This window comes from Roseovarius sp. CH_XMU1461 (assembly GCF_037027165.1).
GTDB lineage: Bacteria > Pseudomonadota > Alphaproteobacteria > Rhodobacterales > Rhodobacteraceae > Roseovarius > Roseovarius nubinhibens.
Genome location: NZ_JAYMDV010000005.1, coordinates 55229 through 73260, shown reverse-complemented (window position 1 = coordinate 73260; position 18032 = coordinate 55229). Strand labels below are relative to the sequence as shown.

15 protein-coding genes are annotated in these 18032 nt (G+C 64.5%); 2 read left to right on the top strand and 13 right to left on the bottom strand.

Annotated features, from left to right (window positions below):
* Nucleotides 1-20: 20 nt before the first annotated feature.
* The 7 genes from WA237_RS14620 to WA237_RS14590 all read right to left on the bottom strand — a co-directional run bounded on the left by WA237_RS14620 (nt 21) and on the right by WA237_RS14590 (nt 6810).
* A complete protein-coding gene (locus tag WA237_RS14620; RefSeq protein ID WP_336098532.1) occupies nt 21-695 on the bottom strand; it encodes a DUF1028 domain-containing protein in 675 nt (224 codons plus the stop codon).
* An 82-nt stretch (nt 696-777) separates the two neighbouring features.
* A complete protein-coding gene (locus WA237_RS14615; RefSeq protein ID WP_009814523.1) occupies nt 778-1200 on the bottom strand; it encodes a RidA family protein in 423 nt (140 codons plus the stop codon).
* Nucleotides 1201-1224: 24 nt separating this feature from the next.
* Complete coding sequence (locus WA237_RS14610) at nt 1225-2499, bottom strand: flavin-containing monooxygenase (RefSeq protein WP_336098529.1); 1275 nt, start codon at nt 2497-2499, stop codon at nt 1225-1227.
* 148 nt (nt 2500-2647) lie between these two features.
* On the bottom strand, nt 2648-3427 hold the full coding sequence (locus WA237_RS14605; RefSeq protein WP_336098528.1) for an IclR family transcriptional regulator: 780 nt from the start codon (nt 3425-3427) through the stop codon (nt 2648-2650).
* 15 nt (nt 3428-3442) lie between these two features.
* On the bottom strand, nt 3443-4801 hold the full coding sequence (locus tag WA237_RS14600; RefSeq protein ID WP_009814520.1) for a TRAP transporter large permease: 1359 nt from the start codon (nt 4799-4801) through the stop codon (nt 3443-3445).
* A gap of 2 nt (nt 4802-4803) precedes the next feature.
* On the bottom strand, nt 4804-5469 hold the full coding sequence (locus tag WA237_RS14595) for a TRAP transporter small permease (RefSeq protein WP_040618061.1): 666 nt from the start codon (nt 5467-5469) through the stop codon (nt 4804-4806).
* Nucleotides 5470-5577: 108 nt separating this feature from the next.
* A complete protein-coding gene (locus WA237_RS14590; protein ID WP_336098527.1) occupies nt 5578-6810 on the bottom strand; it encodes a TRAP transporter substrate-binding protein in 1233 nt (410 codons plus the stop codon).
* A 108-nt stretch (nt 6811-6918) separates the two neighbouring features.
* On the opposite strand from WA237_RS14590, the gene WA237_RS14585 reads away from it, so the two are divergent.
* Complete coding sequence (locus WA237_RS14585; RefSeq protein ID WP_336098526.1) at nt 6919-8511, top strand: GMC family oxidoreductase; 1593 nt, start codon at nt 6919-6921, stop codon at nt 8509-8511.
* On the opposite strand, the gene WA237_RS14580 is transcribed toward WA237_RS14585, so the two are convergent.
* The 6 genes from WA237_RS14580 to WA237_RS14555 all read right to left on the bottom strand — a co-directional run bounded on the left by WA237_RS14580 (nt 8508) and on the right by WA237_RS14555 (nt 16698).
* Entirely contained in the window at nt 8508-9608 is a 1101-nt protein-coding gene (locus WA237_RS14580) for an NAD(P)/FAD-dependent oxidoreductase (RefSeq protein ID WP_336098524.1), read from the bottom strand. The genes WA237_RS14585 and WA237_RS14580 overlap by 4 nt on opposite strands.
* A complete protein-coding gene (locus WA237_RS14575) occupies nt 9605-10624 on the bottom strand; it encodes a histone deacetylase family protein (RefSeq protein WP_336098522.1) in 1020 nt (339 codons plus the stop codon). The genes WA237_RS14580 and WA237_RS14575 overlap by 4 nt, the downstream gene beginning before the upstream one ends.
* Nucleotides 10621-12018 (bottom strand): aspartate aminotransferase family protein, encoded by a 1398-nt coding sequence (locus tag WA237_RS14570; protein ID WP_336098520.1) that lies wholly within the window; start codon nt 12016-12018, stop codon nt 10621-10623. The genes WA237_RS14575 and WA237_RS14570 overlap by 4 nt, the downstream gene beginning before the upstream one ends.
* Before the next feature lie 92 nt (nt 12019-12110).
* The gene (locus WA237_RS14565) at nt 12111-13358 is read right to left on the bottom strand and encodes an NAD(P)/FAD-dependent oxidoreductase (protein ID WP_336098519.1); all 1248 of its coding nucleotides are present in this window, start codon (nt 13356-13358) and stop codon (nt 12111-12113) included.
* A 3-nt stretch (nt 13359-13361) separates the two neighbouring features.
* Complete coding sequence (locus WA237_RS14560) at nt 13362-15578, bottom strand: TRAP transporter permease (protein ID WP_009814512.1); 2217 nt, start codon at nt 15576-15578, stop codon at nt 13362-13364.
* 106 nt (nt 15579-15684) lie between these two features.
* Nucleotides 15685-16698 carry a TAXI family TRAP transporter solute-binding subunit gene (locus tag WA237_RS14555; RefSeq protein ID WP_009814511.1) on the bottom strand — a complete coding sequence of 338 codons (1014 nt, stop codon included), beginning with the start codon at nt 16696-16698 and terminating at the stop codon, nt 15685-15687.
* 159 nt (nt 16699-16857) lie between these two features.
* On the opposite strand from WA237_RS14555, the gene WA237_RS14550 reads away from it, so the two are divergent.
* On the top strand, nt 16858-17937 hold the full coding sequence (locus WA237_RS14550; protein WP_336098517.1) for a LysR family transcriptional regulator: 1080 nt from the start codon (nt 16858-16860) through the stop codon (nt 17935-17937).
* The last annotated feature ends 95 nt before the right edge of the window (nt 17938-18032 follow it).

Genomic DNA, 18032 nt, shown 5'->3' with positions numbered 1-18032 from the left:
ATTTCCCTGTTTTCAGAACATTATTCGTCTCCGGGCACGCCGTAGGACGGGGCCGAACGCGGGTCGAGCGCGCGGGTCACATAGTCGCGCAGCTGTGGCTTGTAGACGTCCCAGGCGGTGGCGATGGCCTCGATCGGGCAGTCCTCGGTCCAGTCGCAGCGCAGCTCGGCCACGGGCCAGCTCACATCGTCGACGATCATCATGCCGGCGGAATGAATGGGGCCTGCTTCGCCACCGGCGGCAAGCCCCGCGCGCATCGCGGCGATGAGCCGGTCGCCGATATGGCCCGAGGCGCCGAGAAAGCCGTCGACGATGGCCTGAGGCACCCCGTCATTGGCAAGGAGATTACCGCCCGAGGCCACGTTTTCGGCGCTTGCGTCGGTCCAGATGCCGAGGCTGTTGGGGCCGGAATGGATGGCGGTGCGGCCCTGTTTGTCGACCGCCAGCACCTGCCGGTATTCGATGAAACGGCCCAGGTCGCGGACGCCTGCGATGGCCTCCGACGCGCTCATCCCGCCCTGCATCAGATCGAGCGCGAGCGGGCCGAGGGAAGGATCGGTGACATTTTGCGAACAGACCGCGCCGACGCCCGCGCGGGCAAAGGCACAGCGCGCCGCCACGGCGGGCGACGACGACGAGATGGCGAGGCCAAACATGCCGGTTTCGGCGCAGCGCGCCACCAGGGAGAATGTCATGCGATGGCTCCTTCGTCCTGTCGGGTCTTGGTCTTGTGCGGCTGCGCCGGGGACCGATGGCCCCCGGCGGCTATGTTGCGGGTCATTCTTCGTCGGGGATCACGGCGGTGCCGTCGATCTCGACGAGCCATTCGGGACGGGCCAGCGCCTGCACCACCAGACCGGTCGAGACCGGGTGCACGCCCTTGATATATTCGCCCATGGTCCGGTAGACCGCCTCGCGGTGGCGGACATCGGTGATGTAGACCACGACCTTGACCAGATGCTCCATCCGGCCGCCGCATTCCTCGATGAGCTGGCGGATGTTCTGCATGACCTTATGGGTCTGTTCGACCGGGTCGTGGCTTTCGATATTCTTGGCATCGTCGAGATTTTGCGGGCATTGGCCGCGCAGATAGACGGTGCGGCCGCCGCGCGTCACCACCGCCTGACAGAGATCATTGTCGAGATTCTGCTCGGGGTAGGTGTCGGAGGTGTTGAATTTGCGGATGCGGGTATGGGCCATGAGGCGCTCCGTGATGGGTCTTGATCAGGCGGGTTCGGTCTGGGCCTGAGCGGTTTCGTGAAAGTCGAGATAGGCGCGTTGGGTGGCGATATGATCGGCCACGTGTTTCGCGTCATGCCAGACGCCCCAGATAAAGGACGATCCGCGCCGCGATTGCCATGGCAAACCGAGGAAATAGACGCCTTGTTCGCGCGACACGCCACGCTGATGCAGGGGCGCGCCCTGGGCGTCGAACGTGTCGATCTCGAGCCAGTCGTAATCGCGGGCAAAGCCGGTGGCCCAGAGCACGGTGGTGATGCCCGCCTCGGCGAGGTCGAGGCTCTCGACCGGGTGGGTCAGGCAGTCGGGATCGGGGCCGATCTTGCGCGCCTCGGGGTCGAGCGGCAGGTCGAGCCCGTTGGCCTCGGCATAGGCGTCGCATTCGTCGAGCATCCGGTGATAGAAGGCGTCGCCCGCGGCGATGTTTTCCACCAGATCATCGGCAAAGCGCAGCGTGCCATCCGCATAGCTGTCGGTGCGCCCGACGAGGGTGCAGCCGGCTTCGGCGAAGCGGCGGAAATCGACGGTGTTGCCGCCATTGGCGCCGCTGAAGGCCACGGTGACATGTTCGGTGCCGGGGGCCATCGCCTCGAGGTCCCATTTGCCCAAGACGCCGAGCCACCAGACGAAATCGCGGTTGCGGTAGCGGCGCGGCGGGCGGTCATGGGGCCCCAGCGAGAGATAGACCTTGCGGCCCGAAGCGATGAGTTCCTCGGCGATCTGCGAGCCCGAGGCCCCTGCCCCGACGACGAGCACTGCGCCGGGTTTGAGCTGATCCGGGTTGCGGTAGTCAAAGCTGTGGATCTGATCGACCGGCGCGCTCTCGGGGATCACATTGGGGATGATCGGGCGCTGAAACGCGCCGGTGGCGCAGACCACGCGGCGGGCCTCGAAGACGCCATCGCTGGTCTCGACGCGAAAGCCGGGGCGCCCCTTGAGGCGCTGGGCGCGGGTCACCTCGACGCCGCAGCGCACGGGGGCGTTGATCATCTTGGCGTATTGGACGAAATATTCGGCGACGCGGTCCTTGCCGGGAAAGACCTCCGGTTCGCAATTGTCATAGGTCATGTTGGGAAAGCGGTCATGCCAGGCCGGGCCATTGGCGACCAGCGAATCCCAGCGCCCGGTGCGCCAGCGTTCTGCAATCCGGTCGCGTTCCAGCACCACATGCGGGATGCCCGCGCGGCCCAAATGTTCGCTCATCGCGATGCCGGCCTGGCCTCCGCCAACCACGAGCGTATCGATCTTTTCCACTGACATATCCGGCCCCTTTCGCAATGCCGCCCGAAGGCTGCGTGTTGCGGCGAGAGTTCCAGATAATCGGGTAAGGAGAAAGAAATCTATCACTCAGCCGGGGTTAGGTCCGGCCTAAGCCAGCCCGGTCCGGCTGGGCGGGGATCAGCCTGGCCTAGCCCGCGTGGAGCTGTGACAGACGCCGCGCGCCATCGCGCAGCACGTCGAGAAAGCCCAAGAGATCCTCGACGCTGCGCCGTTGCAGCGGGGCGTGGACCGCCAGCGTCGCCAAGAGCCGGTCTTGGGCGTCGAGCACCGGGACCGCGACGGCGACCATCTGGGGCAGGAATTCCTGATGGTCGGTGGAATAGCCCTGTTTGCGGATCTGGACCAATTCCCGCGACAGCGCCTCGGGGTCGGTGATCGTGTTGGGCGTATGCGCGGTGAGCTTGGCCCCCGCCAGATAGCCCTGAAGCGCCCGCGAGCGCAGGGTCGAGAGATAGAGCTTGCCGCTCGAGGTGGCGTGGAACGGCACCTGCGTGCCGATGGGCAGCTGGATGCGCAGCGGCCAGCTCGTCTCGACGCGGTCGAGATAGGTCATGCCTTCGCGGTCGGGGGTGGTGAGGTTGCAGGTCTCGCCAATTTCATCCGAGACGGATTTGAGAATGGCGAGACGCGCGGTGCGCAGGCGCTCCGACGACATGGTGTTCATCGACAGCGCCCGGAGCCGGGGGCCGGGCCCGTAGGCCCGACCGTCTATGTCACGTTGCAGGAACCCTTCGGCCTCGGCGGTCTGCAACAGGCGATGCACCGTGGGTTTCGGCAGGCCCATGGCCTCGGTCAGCTCGGACGGTTTGACCGCCACCCCCCGCGCCGCGACCTCTTCGAGGATCAGAAGAAGCCGCAGATTGGTTGGGATCTGGCTTTCCTTGCCTTTGGCCATATCGTCAGGCATCGCGCACTCCGCAGGTTATCTCGCCGGCAGAAGGATCAGGGCAAGCTCTGGCACCAGAGACACCAGAATCCACACTGAAATCAATGCCACAAGATAGGGCACAGTGTATTTCAACAGACGGAAATACGGAACCCCGGTGACGCCGGAAGCGACATAGAGGTTGAGCCCATAAGGCGGCGTGATAAAGCCGATCGAGGCGCCGACGAGGAAGATCACCGAGAAATGCACCGGATCGACGCCGACATCGGCCGCGATGGGCGCGAGGATCGGCGCGAGGATGATCGTCACCGGCAGGCTCTCGAGCACCATGCCCGAGACAAAGACGATGATCATCGCGGTGAAGAGCACGGCATAGTAGCCACCCATCGAGGTCACGAAATCGCCGATCACCTGCTGGGCGCCGAGCAGCGACAGGATCTGCTGCATCACCACCGAGATGGCGATGAGCGGCGCGAGAATGCCGGTGATCTGGGCCGAGCGCATCACGATGCCCGGCAGCTGCGGGATGGTGAAACCTTCGACGACGAGCATCTCGGCATAGGATTTCTCTTTCCAGGTCTTGTCGTCGCGCAGGTTGAGCGCGCGGCTCACCACCCAGCTCAGAAGGCCCGCGATGACGCAGAAGCCGACGGTGACGCCTGCCGCCTCGGTGGGCGAGAATTTCCCGGTGTAGATCCCCCAGAGCACGAGGCCGATGGCAAAGAAGCCGAGCCAGGCGCCAAAGGCGGTTTTCAGCACGCGGTTGAGCTGCAGCGGGATGAGAAAGCCCCAGCCATTGGCGCGGCAGATGATCCAGCAGGCGAGCTGCATCCCCACCACCATCAACGTGCCGGGCAGGATGCCCGCGACGAAGAGGTCCGAGATCGGCAGGTTCATCAGGAAGCCGTAGACGATGAAGATGATCGAGGGCGGGATGATGATCCCCACCGTGCCGCCTGCCGCCGCGGTGGCCGCGGAAAAGCGTTCGTCATAGCCGCCCTTGACCATTTCGGGATGCAACATCGAGCCGATGGTCGCCGTGGTGGCCGAGTTCGACCCCGAGATCGCGGCAAAGAGACCGCAAGCCCCGAGCGACGCCATAGCGAGACCGCCGCGCAGCCAGCCCAGACAGGCATAGGCGAAATCGGACAATCGTCGCGCAATGCCGGATTGGTTGATCAGGTCGCCGGTCAGGATGAAGAGCGGCATCGCCAGCAGGGCAAAGCCCTTGTTGAACACGTTGAGAAGCTCTGCCCCCATATTGTCGAGGGTGAGGCCCAGCACGAAGGAGCAGCCGATCACCCAATAGGCGATGATCAACAGCACCGGCACGCCGATCATGAAGAGAAAGGTGACCCCGAGAGAGATCAGTGTAATCCAGGTCCCATCGGTCATGCTCAGTCCCCCCCGATCACGGCCTGCCGGATCAGCGGCTCGTTTTGTTTCAAATTGTCGACATCTTCAAAGAAGTTCTGCCAGAGCCGCGCCACCATCAGCACGAAGGCCAGAGGCGCGGTCACCAGGAACCACCATTGCAGCACGTCGTCGGTGCCCAGAACGATCTGAAAGTTCGAGGCCGAGAGCGCGGCCACTCGGCAGGTCGTCACAAAGACGATCACCGCGAAGATGAACCACAGCACGTTGTCGAGGCAGAGGCAGAAGAACTGGCCGCCGCGCGGCATCCGCGAGCGGAATTCGGAAAACGACAGATGGGTGCGCAGCCGGACGTTATAGGAGGCCCCGAACCAGGCCATCACCATGAACAGAAGCGGCGGGATGGTCGTCGACCAGGGTTCCTGGCTCGAGAACACGAAACGGTCGACCACCCCCCAGAAGATGATGAAGGCGATGGCGAGGTAACTCACCACCATGATCGTGCGTTCGAGGTGGCGCTCGATAAAAGGCACGAGGCGGTAAAGCCCCATGACCGCCAGACCGCCCAAACCGGCGGCGAGCGTGCCCACATACCATGCGGCGTCCGATTTCAACGCCTCGCGGATTTCCCAGGCATCATTCGATGCCAAAGCGCTTATTATATCGGCGCTCTCCGACCAGAGTGACATTGCACCCCTCCCTTTTGAATTGCCTCGGCACTCCCCTGCCGATGGTCACAGAACCAGATGGCCGGCCCGTCGTCCCTCGGGCCGGCCATCCCTACTCGTAAAGGTTGATTAGCCTTTCCACCAGCGGCGGGGTTCGACATTTTCAGGCAGCATATCTTTGTCGACCTCGCGGGCGATGTTGTAGATTTCCTGATAGGTATCGATGCCACCGGCCCATTTGTTGAGACGGTCGCGCCACTGTTCCCAGAGCTGCGGCTGGAACTCGGGCGAACACATTTCCTCGGCCATCTTGATCTGATCTTCGGCGAGGAAGGCGTTGCGCACGTTGTTTTCGGCAAAGATCGTGTTGGGCAGCTGCGGGTCCGAGAAACCCACCGTCTTGACCAGCGCGGCCTCGTTGGCGGCCTGGACATGGGTCTGGGCCCAATAGGCGGATTCGAGAACCGCATCCTGCAGATCGCCGCCGAGGCTGTCGAAGACAGAGGCCGACATGGCGGTGTGCTCGGTGCCGCAGAAGAACTTGAGATCCACCGATTGCGAGACCACCGGCGACATGTTGGCATAGGCCACGGCCGAGGCCCAGGTTTCGGCGCCGTCGATCAGGCCTTGTTTCAGCCCGTCGAGGGTTTCTTCCCAAGCCACGGGGACCGGGTTGAGGTTGAGCGCCTCCATGGCGATGCGGCCAAGCTGGGTGCCGGTCACGCGGTTCTTGGTGCCGAAAAGCTGTTCGAGCTTGGTCACCGTCGGCTTGTCCTGCCACGACAGGCCGAGCTGAATGCCGCGCAGCTCGCAATGGCTGAACAGGAATTTGAGCCCGTGACGTTTCTCATAGGGGTCGCGCAGGATGCGCTGGCTCTCGGGGCTGTAGAGGAAGTGGTACTGCGACGCGCGGCCCGGGAACATATAGGCATAGTCGAGCACGTTGAGATAGGGCGCGCCCCCGGCCGAGTTCTGGGTCGAGGCGGCATAGATGTCGGTGATGCCCTGCTGGGTCTTCTCGACGCAGGAGAGCTGACCGCAGAGCTGGTTGTTGCCGATGAATTCGACGCGAATCTCCCCGTCTGTGCGGGCTTCGAGATCGCGGGCAAATTCGAGCGCGCCGGCGCGTTCGATCAGAAGGTTCTGCGGGTTAAAGCCGGAAGCGCCGAATTTGAGCGTGTGCTTGGCCTCTTTGGAGAATCGCCGCGTGTAGGTCGATTCGGCCGCCGCCGCGAGGTTCCCCGCCGTCATCGCGCCGCCAAAAGCCCCCGCCGCCAGCATGGTCGAGCTTAGCCCGTAAGTGCCTGCGACACGGAAAAAATCCCTCCGCGAGACTCCCTTAATTCTATCATAAACAGCCATATTTTCCTCCCTAATGGCGATTATTGAGACGTATCGTTTCAAAAAAGACTAGATTAACATTCGCAATCTGCCTAGTGTTTTTTTCCATCAAGGCGGAGGAGATGGGCTGTGAAAGCGGATTATGTGATTGTGGGCGCGGGCTCGGCGGGCTGTGTTCTGGCCAATCGGCTGAGCGAGGACCCGAAGGTCAACGTGGTGCTGCTCGAGGCCGGTCCGGCGGACCGGAACCCGTGGATTCACATCCCGGTGGGCTATTTCAAAACGATGCATAACCCGAGCGTCGACTGGTGCTATCACACCGAGCCGGACGCCGGGGTCAATGGCCGGGTCATCGACTGGCCGCGCGGCAAGGTGTTGGGCGGGTCATCCTCGCTCAACGGGTTGCTCTATGTGCGCGGACAGCCGCAGGATTACGACCGCTGGCGGCAGATGGGCAATGAGGGCTGGGGCTGGGACGATGTGCTGCCGCTGTTCAAACGGGCCGAGAACAACGAGCGCGGCGCCGATGCGTTTCACGGCGATCAGGGGCCTTTGTCAGTGTCGAACATGCGCATTCAGAGGCCCATTTGCGATGCCTGGGTCGCGGCGGCACAGGCGGCGGGCTATCCGTTCAACCCCGATTACAACGGGGCGGAACAAGAAGGCGTCGGGTATTTTCAGCTCACCACGCGCAACGGGCGGCGCTGCAGCGCGGCGGTGGCCTATCTCAACCCGGTCAAGAAACGCCCCAACCTGCGCATCGTCACCAATGCGCTGGTGAGCCGCGTTTTGCTCGAGGGCAAGCGGGCCACTGGCGTCGCCTATCGCGACAAATCGGGGCAGGAGCAGACGGTGCATGCGGCGCGCGAGGTGATTCTCTCGGGCGGGGCGATCAACAGCCCGCAGATCCTCATGCTGTCGGGCATCGGCGAGGCCGAGCATCTGCGCGACAATGGCGTGACGCCGGTGCATGAGCTCAAGGGCGTCGGCAAGGGGCTTCAGGACCATCTGCAGGCGCGGCTCGTTTACAAATGCAACGAGCCGACGCTCAATGACGAGGTGCGCAGCCTGGTCAATCAGGCGCGGATCGCGCTCAAATACGCGCTTTTCCGGGCCGGACCGATGACCATGGCGGCGAGCCTTGCCACCGGGTTCATGAAAACGCGCGACGATCTCGACACGCCGGATATTCAGTTCCATGTGCAGCCCTGGTCGGCGGACAGCCCCGGCGAAGGCGTGCATCCTTTCTCGGCCTTCACCATGTCGGTCTGTCAGCTGCGCCCCGAAAGCCGCGGCGAGCTGCGGCTCGATGGGCCGGACCCGAAGAGCTATGTGAAGATCCACCCCAATTATCTGGCGACCGAGACCGATCAGCGCACCATCGTCGATGGCGTCAATATCGCGCGCAAGATCGCGCGGCATGATCCGCTGGCGGGCAAGATTTCGGAAGAGTTCCGCCCCGATCAGAGCCTCGACATGGAGGATTACGAGGCGACGCTCAACTGGGCGCGCAGCAACTCAAGCTCGATCTACCACCCGACCGGCACCTGCAAGATGGGCGACGGGCCGGAGGCGGTGGTCGATGCCAAGCTGCGGGTGCATGGCATCGAAGGGCTGCGGGTGGCGGATTGCTCGATCATGCCCGAGATCGTCAGCGGCAACACCAACGCCCCGGCGATCATGATCGGCGAAAAGGCGAGCGACCTGATCCGCGGGCTCTAACGAAAGCGGGCGGGGCTCAGCGATTTGGCGAGCCCCGCATCCGCGATGCCGCCGCTGAGCGCGTCGCGGGCCAGCGCCGCCATGGCGGGGGCGGTCTGCACACCATAGCCGCCCTGCCCCGCGAGCCAGCAAAACCCGTCGGCCAGCGGATCGAGACCGAGCACCGGGGTCCGGTCCGGCACAAAGCTGCGCAAGCCGGCCCAGCTGTGGCTTGGCCGGGTGACGGGGATATCGACCATCTGTTCGAACCGGTAGAGCCCTTCGGCCAGCACCATATCATCGGGCCAGGCGTCGCCAGGCGCCACCGGGTCTTCGTCGGCGGGCGAGATCATCAAGCGGCCCGCCTCGGGCTTGGCATACCAGCCCTCGTCGCCTTCGAGCAGTGCCCCGAAGAGCGGCCAGCTGTCGACCGCGAGCCCCTCGGGCACCTCCATGATCACCGCCGAACGGCGCATCGGTTGCAGCCCGACGCCGGGCAGCCCGGCAAGCGCCGCCAGCGCATCGGCCCAGGCCCCGGCGGCATTGACCACGGTGGGCGCGGAAATCGTGCCGGTGGCGGTGGTGACCTGCCAAAGCGCGTCTTTGCGGGCAAGGGCCGTCACCCGCTGCCCGGTGCGGATGTCGCCACCCTCGGCGCGCAGGGCTCGGGCGTAGGATTGCAAGAGCCGGTCGACGTCGATGTCCTGCGCGTCCTGCTCATAGACCGCCGCCGCGATCTGATCCCGACGCAGCACCGGCACGAGATCCATCGCCTCTTGCGCGGTCAACCGCTCGATCGTGTCGGTCCCGGCTATATACGCGTCGAGCGCATCCATCTGGTGATCCAGCGCCAGCAACAGCTCGCCCCGCTGCGAGAGCACGTTTTCCGCGCGCGTCTCGCCCGCCAGCGCCGGATGGGCCAGCGCGTTGAGACGGCGCAGCACCGCGTTGCCATAGTTGCGGATGAAGATCGCGGCAGAGCGGCCCGTCGAATGATAGGCGAGCTGATCCTCGGCCTCGAGCACACAGACCGTGCGGTCGCGGGCAATCTCGGCCGCGGCGCTGATCCCGGCGATGCCGCCACCGATGACGATCACGTCGAATGTGGTCCGGCTCATCCCTGCACCCCGAAGAGAAAGCTGGTGAGGTTGGGGCCGAGATCGTCGGAGAGATAGCCGCCCTCCTGCACATAGAGCGTCCGCAACCCCCGCGCCGCGATGGCCGCGCCGATCCGGGCAAAGCCTTCGGTCGTCACGCGCAGGGCGCGGAACGGGTCGCCCTCATGGGCGTCGAGCCCGGTCGCCACCACCAGCGCGTCGCAGCCAAAGGCCTCGATGCGGTCGAGCGCCACCTCGAGGGCCGCGAGGAATTCGGCGTCGCCCTGCCCCTGCGGCAGCGGCAGGTTGAGATTGGACCCGATCCCCGCGCCTGCGCCATGTTCATGGGCATGGCCAAAGAAGAACGGATAGAAGCCGGTGGGATCGGCATGGATCGACAGGGTCAGCACATCGGCGCGGGCGTAGAAGATATCCTGCGTGCCATTGCCGTGATGCACATCAATGTCGAGCACCGCCGGCCGCGCGCCCTGCGCCAGAAGACGCTGCGCCGCGATGGCGGAATTGTTGAGAAAGCAGAACCCCGCCGCCATGTCGCCATAGGCGTGATGCCCCGGCGGCCGCGACAGCACATAGGCCGGGGTGCCGCTCTGCGCCAGGTGATCTGCGCCGGCGATGGCGGATTGCGCCGACCAATAGGCGGCCTCCCAGGTATGCGCGGCGATGGGACAGGCGGTGTCGCCCTGATGGTAGCCCGCCTGCCCCACCGGCGAGCTGGGATAGCTGTCATCGCGGCGGCGCGGGTGGACATTGGGGATGACCTCGGGGGCCGCCCCCTCAATCTCGCTCCAGCGGGCGTGGATCGTCCGCAGGAAGGTCAGGTATTGCGAACTGTGCACCGCCGCAATCGGCCCGATCCCGGCGTCTTGCGGTGCCTCGAAAACACAGCCCGCCGCCTCGGCCCCGGCATGAAGCCGGGCGATGCGTTCGGGCTGTTCCGGGCAGGCGCGTTTGACCCCCGCCGCCATAAAATTCTTGGGGTCGTGTTTCCACTGACGGTCGTCGAAAAACGCTTTCATCGCAGCACCTTGCCCCTGTCTTGGCCGAGCACGGTCTTGACCGCGCGCACGGTGGCGGCGACCACTTGGTCGGCCTCCTCGCGGCTCAGGCAGAAGGGCGGCGCAAAGCCCAGGATATCGCCCTGCGGCATGGCGCGGGCGATGACCTTGTCCTGCTCGAGCAGCTTGGCCGAGACCTGCGGCCCGATCTTGTCGGCGGCGTCGAAAAACACCCGGTCGTCGCGGTCGCGCACAAACTCCACGGCGCACATCATGCCCTCGCCGCGCACCTCGCCGACATGAGCATGATCGCCAAGCGCCGCCTGCATCTGGTCGCGCAGATAGGTGCCGACCGCGCCCGCGTTCTGCACGAGGCCCAGATCGTCGATGAGCTTGAGATTGGCGACACCCGCCGCCGCGCCGATGGGATGGGCGGAATAGGTCCAGCCATGGCCGATGGGGCCGTTTTCATCGGTGCCCTGTTCGAGCACTTTCCACATCTTGTCGCCGACAATCGAGCCCGACAGCGGCGCATAGGCCGAGGTCAGCCCCTTGGCGATGGTGATGAGATCGGGGCGCATTCCGTAATGATCCGAGCCGAACATCGTGCCGAGACGGCCAAAGCCCGTGACCACCTCATCCGCCACCAGCAGGATGTCATGTTTTTCGAGCACCGCTTGAATGGCCTCCCAATAGCCCGGCGGCGGCGGCACGATCCCCCCGGTGCCGAGCACCGGCTCGCCGATGAAGGCGGCAATCGTGTCGGCCCCTTCGCGGGCGATGAGCGCCTCGAGCTCGGCCACACAATGGGCGACGAACTCGGCCTCGCTCTGACCGAGGTCCTTGCGGCGGTAATAGTAAGGCGCTTCGGTGTGGATGACCTGTTCGACGGGCAGGTCGAATTTCTTGTGAAAGAGCTCCAACCCGGTGAGCGAGCCGGTGACCAGCCCCGAGCCATGATAGCCGCGCCAGCGCGAGATGATCTTCTTCTTCTCGGGGCGGCCGAGGATGTTGTTGTAATACCAGATCAGCTTGACGTTGGTCTCATTGGCGTCCGAGCCGCCAAGCCCGAAATAGACCTTGGACATGCCTTTCGGCGCCCGGTCGAGGATCATTTTCGACAGCGTGATGCTGGCCTCGGTGCCATGGCCCACATAGGCATGGTAATAGGCCAGTTCGCGGGCCTGATCGGCAATGGCTTCGGCAATCTCCTGACGGCCATAGCCCACGTTGACACAGTAGAGCCCGGCAAAGGCGTCGAGCAGCTTGGTGCCGTCGCGGTCTTCGATGAACACGCCCGAGGCGGTCTTGATCACGCGGTTCGCCGCCTCGCCGCGCGCATGCTGCGCCAGATGGGTCGAGGGGTGGAAAAAATTGTCGCGGTCCCACTGATCCAGTTGATCATTCTTCAGCATGGCGTGTCCTTTCGTGATCGAATGACCAAGCCGTAGCTGATTTGAACCGCCCCTTCCACCCCTTGTGATTTGCCGGTTTTGCGGCCCCGCCGCTAGCCGAAGCGCGCCGCGCTATAGGCGCTCAGATCATGGTTGATGGGTTGTCCCAGCACCAGATCGGCGAGGATGTCACCGGATTTCGGCGCCATCATCAGCCCATAGTGGGAATGGCCGAAACAGCCAAAAAGCCCGTCACGCGCGCCGAGCCTGTCGATGACCGGCAGGCTGTCGGCAAAGCTCGGACGGCGGCCCATCCAGAACCGTGGCTCGACCTCGGCGAGATCGGGCAAGGCAGCATGGGCGAGCCGGCTGAGCCGGGTCTTGACGCGCGGATCGGGGGGCGCATCGAGTGGGCCGAACTCGGCCTGACCGGCGACGCGCAGCCCGCCCTCCATCGAGGACATGACGAATTTCGCATCGGTATCCGTCACCGAATTGTTGAGCGTGACGCCCGGCTCGGGGAATTCGACGTGATAGCCGCGTTCGGCCATCAAGGGCAGCTTGATCCCCAGCGCGTCGAGCAGCGGTTTCGACCAAGCCCCCAGCGCCACGACCACCTTGTCGGTGCTGCGCCGGCCCTGGTCCGTTTCGATGGCCCAGCGGCTGCCGTCTGGGATCACCGCCCGGACCTCGCTGCGCAGGATCTCGACGCCGAGCTTTTCGGCCTTCTGGGCGAGCACCGTATGGATGCGCCCCGGGGCCAGCGCCCGCGCCTGACCATGGATCACCACCGCGGCCTTGAAATCGGACGAGAGCGCCGGTTCCAGCGCCCGCAACCCATCCGCCCCGACGAGTTCGAGCTGCGCGCCCTTCTCGCGGCGAATGGTGCAATCGAGCGAGCTGAGCGAGGCGCGGCTCGCATCGCGGAAGGCGTGGACATAGACGCTGTCGCGCACCAGATGTTCATGCCCGGTGCCCTGCAGGTGGCGGCGATAGAGATCGACCGAGGGCGCGCAGAGCAGCTCCATCCCGTCGGCGATCTCACGCACCCGCGCCTCGGTGCCCTGACGTAGCAGGCTCAGCCCCCAGGGCACCATGCGCGGCCAGGTCGCGGCGCGCACGCTCAGCGGACGGAATTGCCCGAACATGAGCGACGGCAGCTTCTTCCACAGGCCCGGCATGGTCTGCGGGATGACCGACCAGGGCGAGATCACCCCGGCATTGCCGTAGGAGGTCTCCTGCCCTGGATCACCGCGGTCGATGAGCCGCACCTTGGCCCCGCGTTCGGCCAGCGACAGCGCGCAGCAGATCCCCACCGCGCCTGCGCCGAGCACGGTCACTTCGGTCGTCGTCTCCGGCATCTGTCAGGCAGCCTCTGCTTTGCGGTTCCGCCGCGCGATGAGCTGGCTGATGATGGCGGGCGACGCGATGATCAGCGCCACCAGATCGGCCTGCAGCGACGGTGCGATGAACACCAGCCCGGCAAAGGCCATGAGGATGCGGTAGATCACCCCCATCGGCGCCAGCCAATAGCCCACCACCGCCGCCGACAGGGCCACGACCCCGGCGATACAGCTTGTCGCGGTGTAGGAGAATTCCCACAGATCAAAGCCCGTCGAGCTCACGAAGAGAAGCACCGGCGCATAGACAAAGGCCATCGGCGCCACCACCTTGCCGAGCCCCAGCGTGAAGGCCGAGATGCCGGTGCGGAACGGGTTCGAATTGGCAATCGCCGCCGCCGCATAGGCCGAGGTACAGACCGGCGGCGTGATTTCGGCCACCACCCCGTAGTAGAGCACGAACATATGGCTCGCGATCGGCGGGATGCCGAGCTGGGCCAGCGCCGGCTGCGCCACCGAGACGAGCATGATGTAGAGCGCCGTGGTCGGCACGCCCGCGCCCATCAGGATACAGGCCAGCGCAATGAACACGAGGCTGATGAAGAGCGTGAGATCCTCGACCGAGAAGAGCTCCCAGCTGCCAAAGGCAAAGAGCCCGTGCAGATCGCCGCCAAGGTTCGACGCGGCCTGGGTCACCATAAAGCCGATGCGGAACCCGATGCCGGTGGTGTTGATCACCCCGATCACGATGCCCACCGCCGCCGAGGCCGCGCCCACCGCCAGCGCGTATTTCACGCCGGTCTCAAACGTGTCGCCCATTTCCTTGAGGCTGATCCGGTCCTGCGGGTTGAACGTGGCCAGCACCGCGCCGCCGATCAGGATCAGCGACATGATGAGATCAAAGCCGCCGCCGGTGTATTTCCAGATGACAAAGGCGATGAAGGCCGCCGCATAAAGCAGGGTCACCGGCTGCCGCGCCCGGCTCATCCCGGCGATGATCGACAGCGAAATCCCGCAAAAGGCCGACATATAGGGGGTATAGCCCGAAAACAGCACCACCAGCAGGCCGACCAGAGGCACGATATTGGCCCAGCCATGACGCCAGACCGCGCCAAGCTGCGGCAGCGCCTCGCTGCTCAGGCCCTTGAGGCCGAGACGGCGCGCCATCAGATGCACCACGGTAAAGACGCCGACATAATGCAGCAGCGCCGGGAAGATCGCCGCAATCACGATGGTCGTGTAGGGCAGTTCCAGAAACTCGGCCATGATAAAGGCCGCGGCCCCCATGATCGGCGGCGTGATCTGCCCGCCCGCCGAGGCGGCGGCTTCGACGCCGCCGGCAAAATGGCCGGGATAGCCCAGACGTTTCATATTGGGGATGGTCAGTGCGCCGGTCGACACGGTGTTGGCCACCGAGCTGCCCGAGATGGTGCCGAAAAAGGCCGAGGACACGACCGAGACCTTGGCCGGACCCCCGGTATAGCGGCCCGCGAGGATCGTCGCGTTGTCGATGAAAAGCTGTCCCAGCCCGGTGCGCTGGGCGATGACGCCAAAGAGCACGAAGTGGAAAACGATGGTCGAAACCACCCAGAGCGTCACGCCAAAGATGCCTTCCGAGGGGAAATACATCGACGAGACGAAGGTTTTGAAATTCACGCCCGGGTGCTGAAGGATGCCCGGAAAGATCGGCCCAAAGAGCGCGTAGGACATGAAGATGCAGATGATCAGCGGCAGGATCCAGCCCAGCGTGCGCCGCGCGATGTCGAGCACCAGCACGATGAGCACGATGCCAAAGAACATGTCGAACGTGTTCGGATTGCCCATGCGGAAGGTCTGTTCCTCGATGCCGAGCATCGGGATGCCGCGCCAGGCCAGCCCGAGATAGAGCGCCGAGGCCACGCCCAGAACCATCAAGATCACATCGAGATAGGGCACCCCGCCAAGCCGCATTGCCCCGGTCTTGAGGTCAAAGGCGGTGGGTGTCTTGACCAGCGGAAACAGCGCATAGGTCAGGATGAACAGCCCCGACAGGTGCCAGCCCATGTGCCAGAAATCGGGCGGCAGGGCGAAGCCGGCGGTGAGGTAATGGTACATCGCAAAGGTCAGCGACACGTAGCGCAGGAATTTCGCGAACCCCGGCGTCACATCCCGCGTCGCGGCACCTTCATCATATTTCTCTTCGATGGCCGCCAGCTCTTCGGCTGTCAGTTCGCGATCGTCGTCGGTGCGCGCGTCACTCATCACCTGTCCCCCGTCTTCGCTTGTTTTATTGGTGGTGTTTTGGATCGGGCCGGCCCGGAGATGGTTTCCGGGCCGGCCCTGATCATCACTCAGCGTAGCGCTGATCTTATTGGATCAGGCCTTGCTCGCGATAGAAACGCTCGGCGCCCGGGTGCAGCGGCACACCGAGGTTGAGAACGCCGTCGAGCGCGGTGTCGAGGGTGATCTGCTTGCCCTTGGCATGGCCATTGTCGAGCAGCGTCCGCGTGTTGTCGTTCCACAGCGCCTTGGTGATGCCATAGACCAGCTCTTCGTCGAGATCGGCCGACACGTTGAGCAGGGCCGACACCGCCGGGGTCTTCACCTCGTAATCCACGCCCTCATAGACATTGGCGGGGATGGTCGAGGCGATATAGGCGGGCATGGCTTCGATGATCTTGTTGAGATCTTCTTCGCTGAAGCTGTGCAGCTCCATGCCTTTGGTGGTGGCAAGCTGCACCATGGCCGACACCGGCCAGCCGGCTGCGTAGAAATAGCCGTCGAGCTGACCATCGGCGAGACGTTCGGCGGACTGGCTGTTGTTGAGCTCGGCCTCGTCGATATTGTCGCGGTTCACGCCCCACATTTCCATCATCTGCAGCACGGCCACCTGGGTGCCCGATCCGGCCTGGGCGATGCCGACGCGCTTGCCCTTCAGATCGCCGAGACCGTTGATTTTCTGGCCTTTGGGCAGCACCAGATGCACGTCTTCGGGATAGAGGTTGGCGACGATGCGCAGCTTGTCATGCGGCTTGCCTTCGAACTTGTCCTCGCCGAGATACATCGAGCGGGTCACGTCGGCGGCGGCAAGGCCGGCCTCGAGCTCGCCGTTCTGCACGGCGATGTTGTTGAACACCGAAGCGGTGGTCGATTGCGCGATGGCGATCAGACCGGGCACGCCGCATTGGCCACCCTCTTCGCAGGGGCGCGAGCCCGGAGGCGACGAGATGCCGTTGGCGATGGTGCCGCCGATCGGGAAATAGGTGCCACCCGCGCTGCCTGTACCGATTCGGAAAAAGGTCGGGCTTTGGGCTTCGACCGCGAGGGTCGAGGCCAGGGTCGCGGCCAGGGCGACGCCTGCGAGCTTGGAAAAATAGGTCATATGTGACTCCCATTGGACATACGGACCCCCGTTGCGCGGGGATTCCTCGTGTAGAGATGGCCGAGATTAGGCGCACTGGCAATAAATGCAAATTTGAATTACTTTTAATGTTTAAAGTTCGGCTTATAGATACAGGCAGACGCTGCTTGGTAATTCATCATGAACCTCACCCAGATCACCGCCTTTCGGGCTGTCATGGACTCGGCCTCGCTCTCGGCGGCGGCGCGCAAGCTGGGCCGCACCCAGCCCGCGATCAGCCTGTCGATCCGCGCCCTCGAAGAGGCGCTCGGTCTCAAGCTCTTTGAACGGCAGGGCCGCCAGCTCATCCCGGTGCCCGAGGCGCATTACCTGCACGCCGAATCCGGTGCGATCCTCGACCGGCTGGCCGGGGTCACCCGCACCATGCAGAGCCTCGCGGGCGGCACGGCGGGGGTGCTCAGCGTCTCGGCCATGCCGGGGCCGGCGGCCTATGTGTTTCCGCATTTCATCGCCAATGCCATCGACACGCTCGATCAGGTGAGCCTGTCGATCACCTCACGCAGCTCGGAACAGATTGCCGAGCTGGTGCGCAGCCAGAGCATCGATTTCGGCTTTTGCGACGCGCCGCTCGGGCCTTTGCACGGTGACGCGGCCCCTGCCCCCCTCGACCAGACCGGCGAGACTGGCGAGGCTGGCGAGACCAAACCCGCCGCCGAGGCCGAACAATCCTATCTGCTCGACCGGATCAGCGCCGATTGCTTTCTCGCCCTGCCCGAGGATCACCCGCTCTGCCGGTTTGACATCGTGCCGATCGCGGCGCTCGACGGCGCGCCGATGGGCGCGTTGCAGGCCCGGCACATGCATCAAAAGCGCACCCTCGCGGCCTTTGCCCAATCGGGCGCGCGGTTCCGGCAGGTGATCGAGAGCCAGACCTTCCTGCCGCTGTTGCAATTCATCCGCACCGGCAAATGTCTGGCGGTGGTCGACCCGCTCAGCGTGATCAATGACCGCCCGCAGACCGGCCATGACAGCCGGGTCGTGTTCCGCCCGCTCGCCCAGCCCATCCGCTATGATTACGCGATCCTGTCGCCGCGCTACCGGCCGCTGTCGCAGGTGGCGCAGAAACTGCGCAGCGGCTGGATGACGCATCTCTATGATCTCTTGGCCAGCATCGAGGCCGCCCCCCGCTGGGAAGAACAGAGCAGCCCGCCGCCCGTTTCCCTGCCCGTTTCCCTGCCCGTGTCCGGATCGGATGATTGACATTTCAACGGCTTTGCGGCCCTCATCCGCGCAGATGACACCGCCAAAAGTCACACCGACGCGATACCGACGCCGGACCGACGTAAAACCGACCG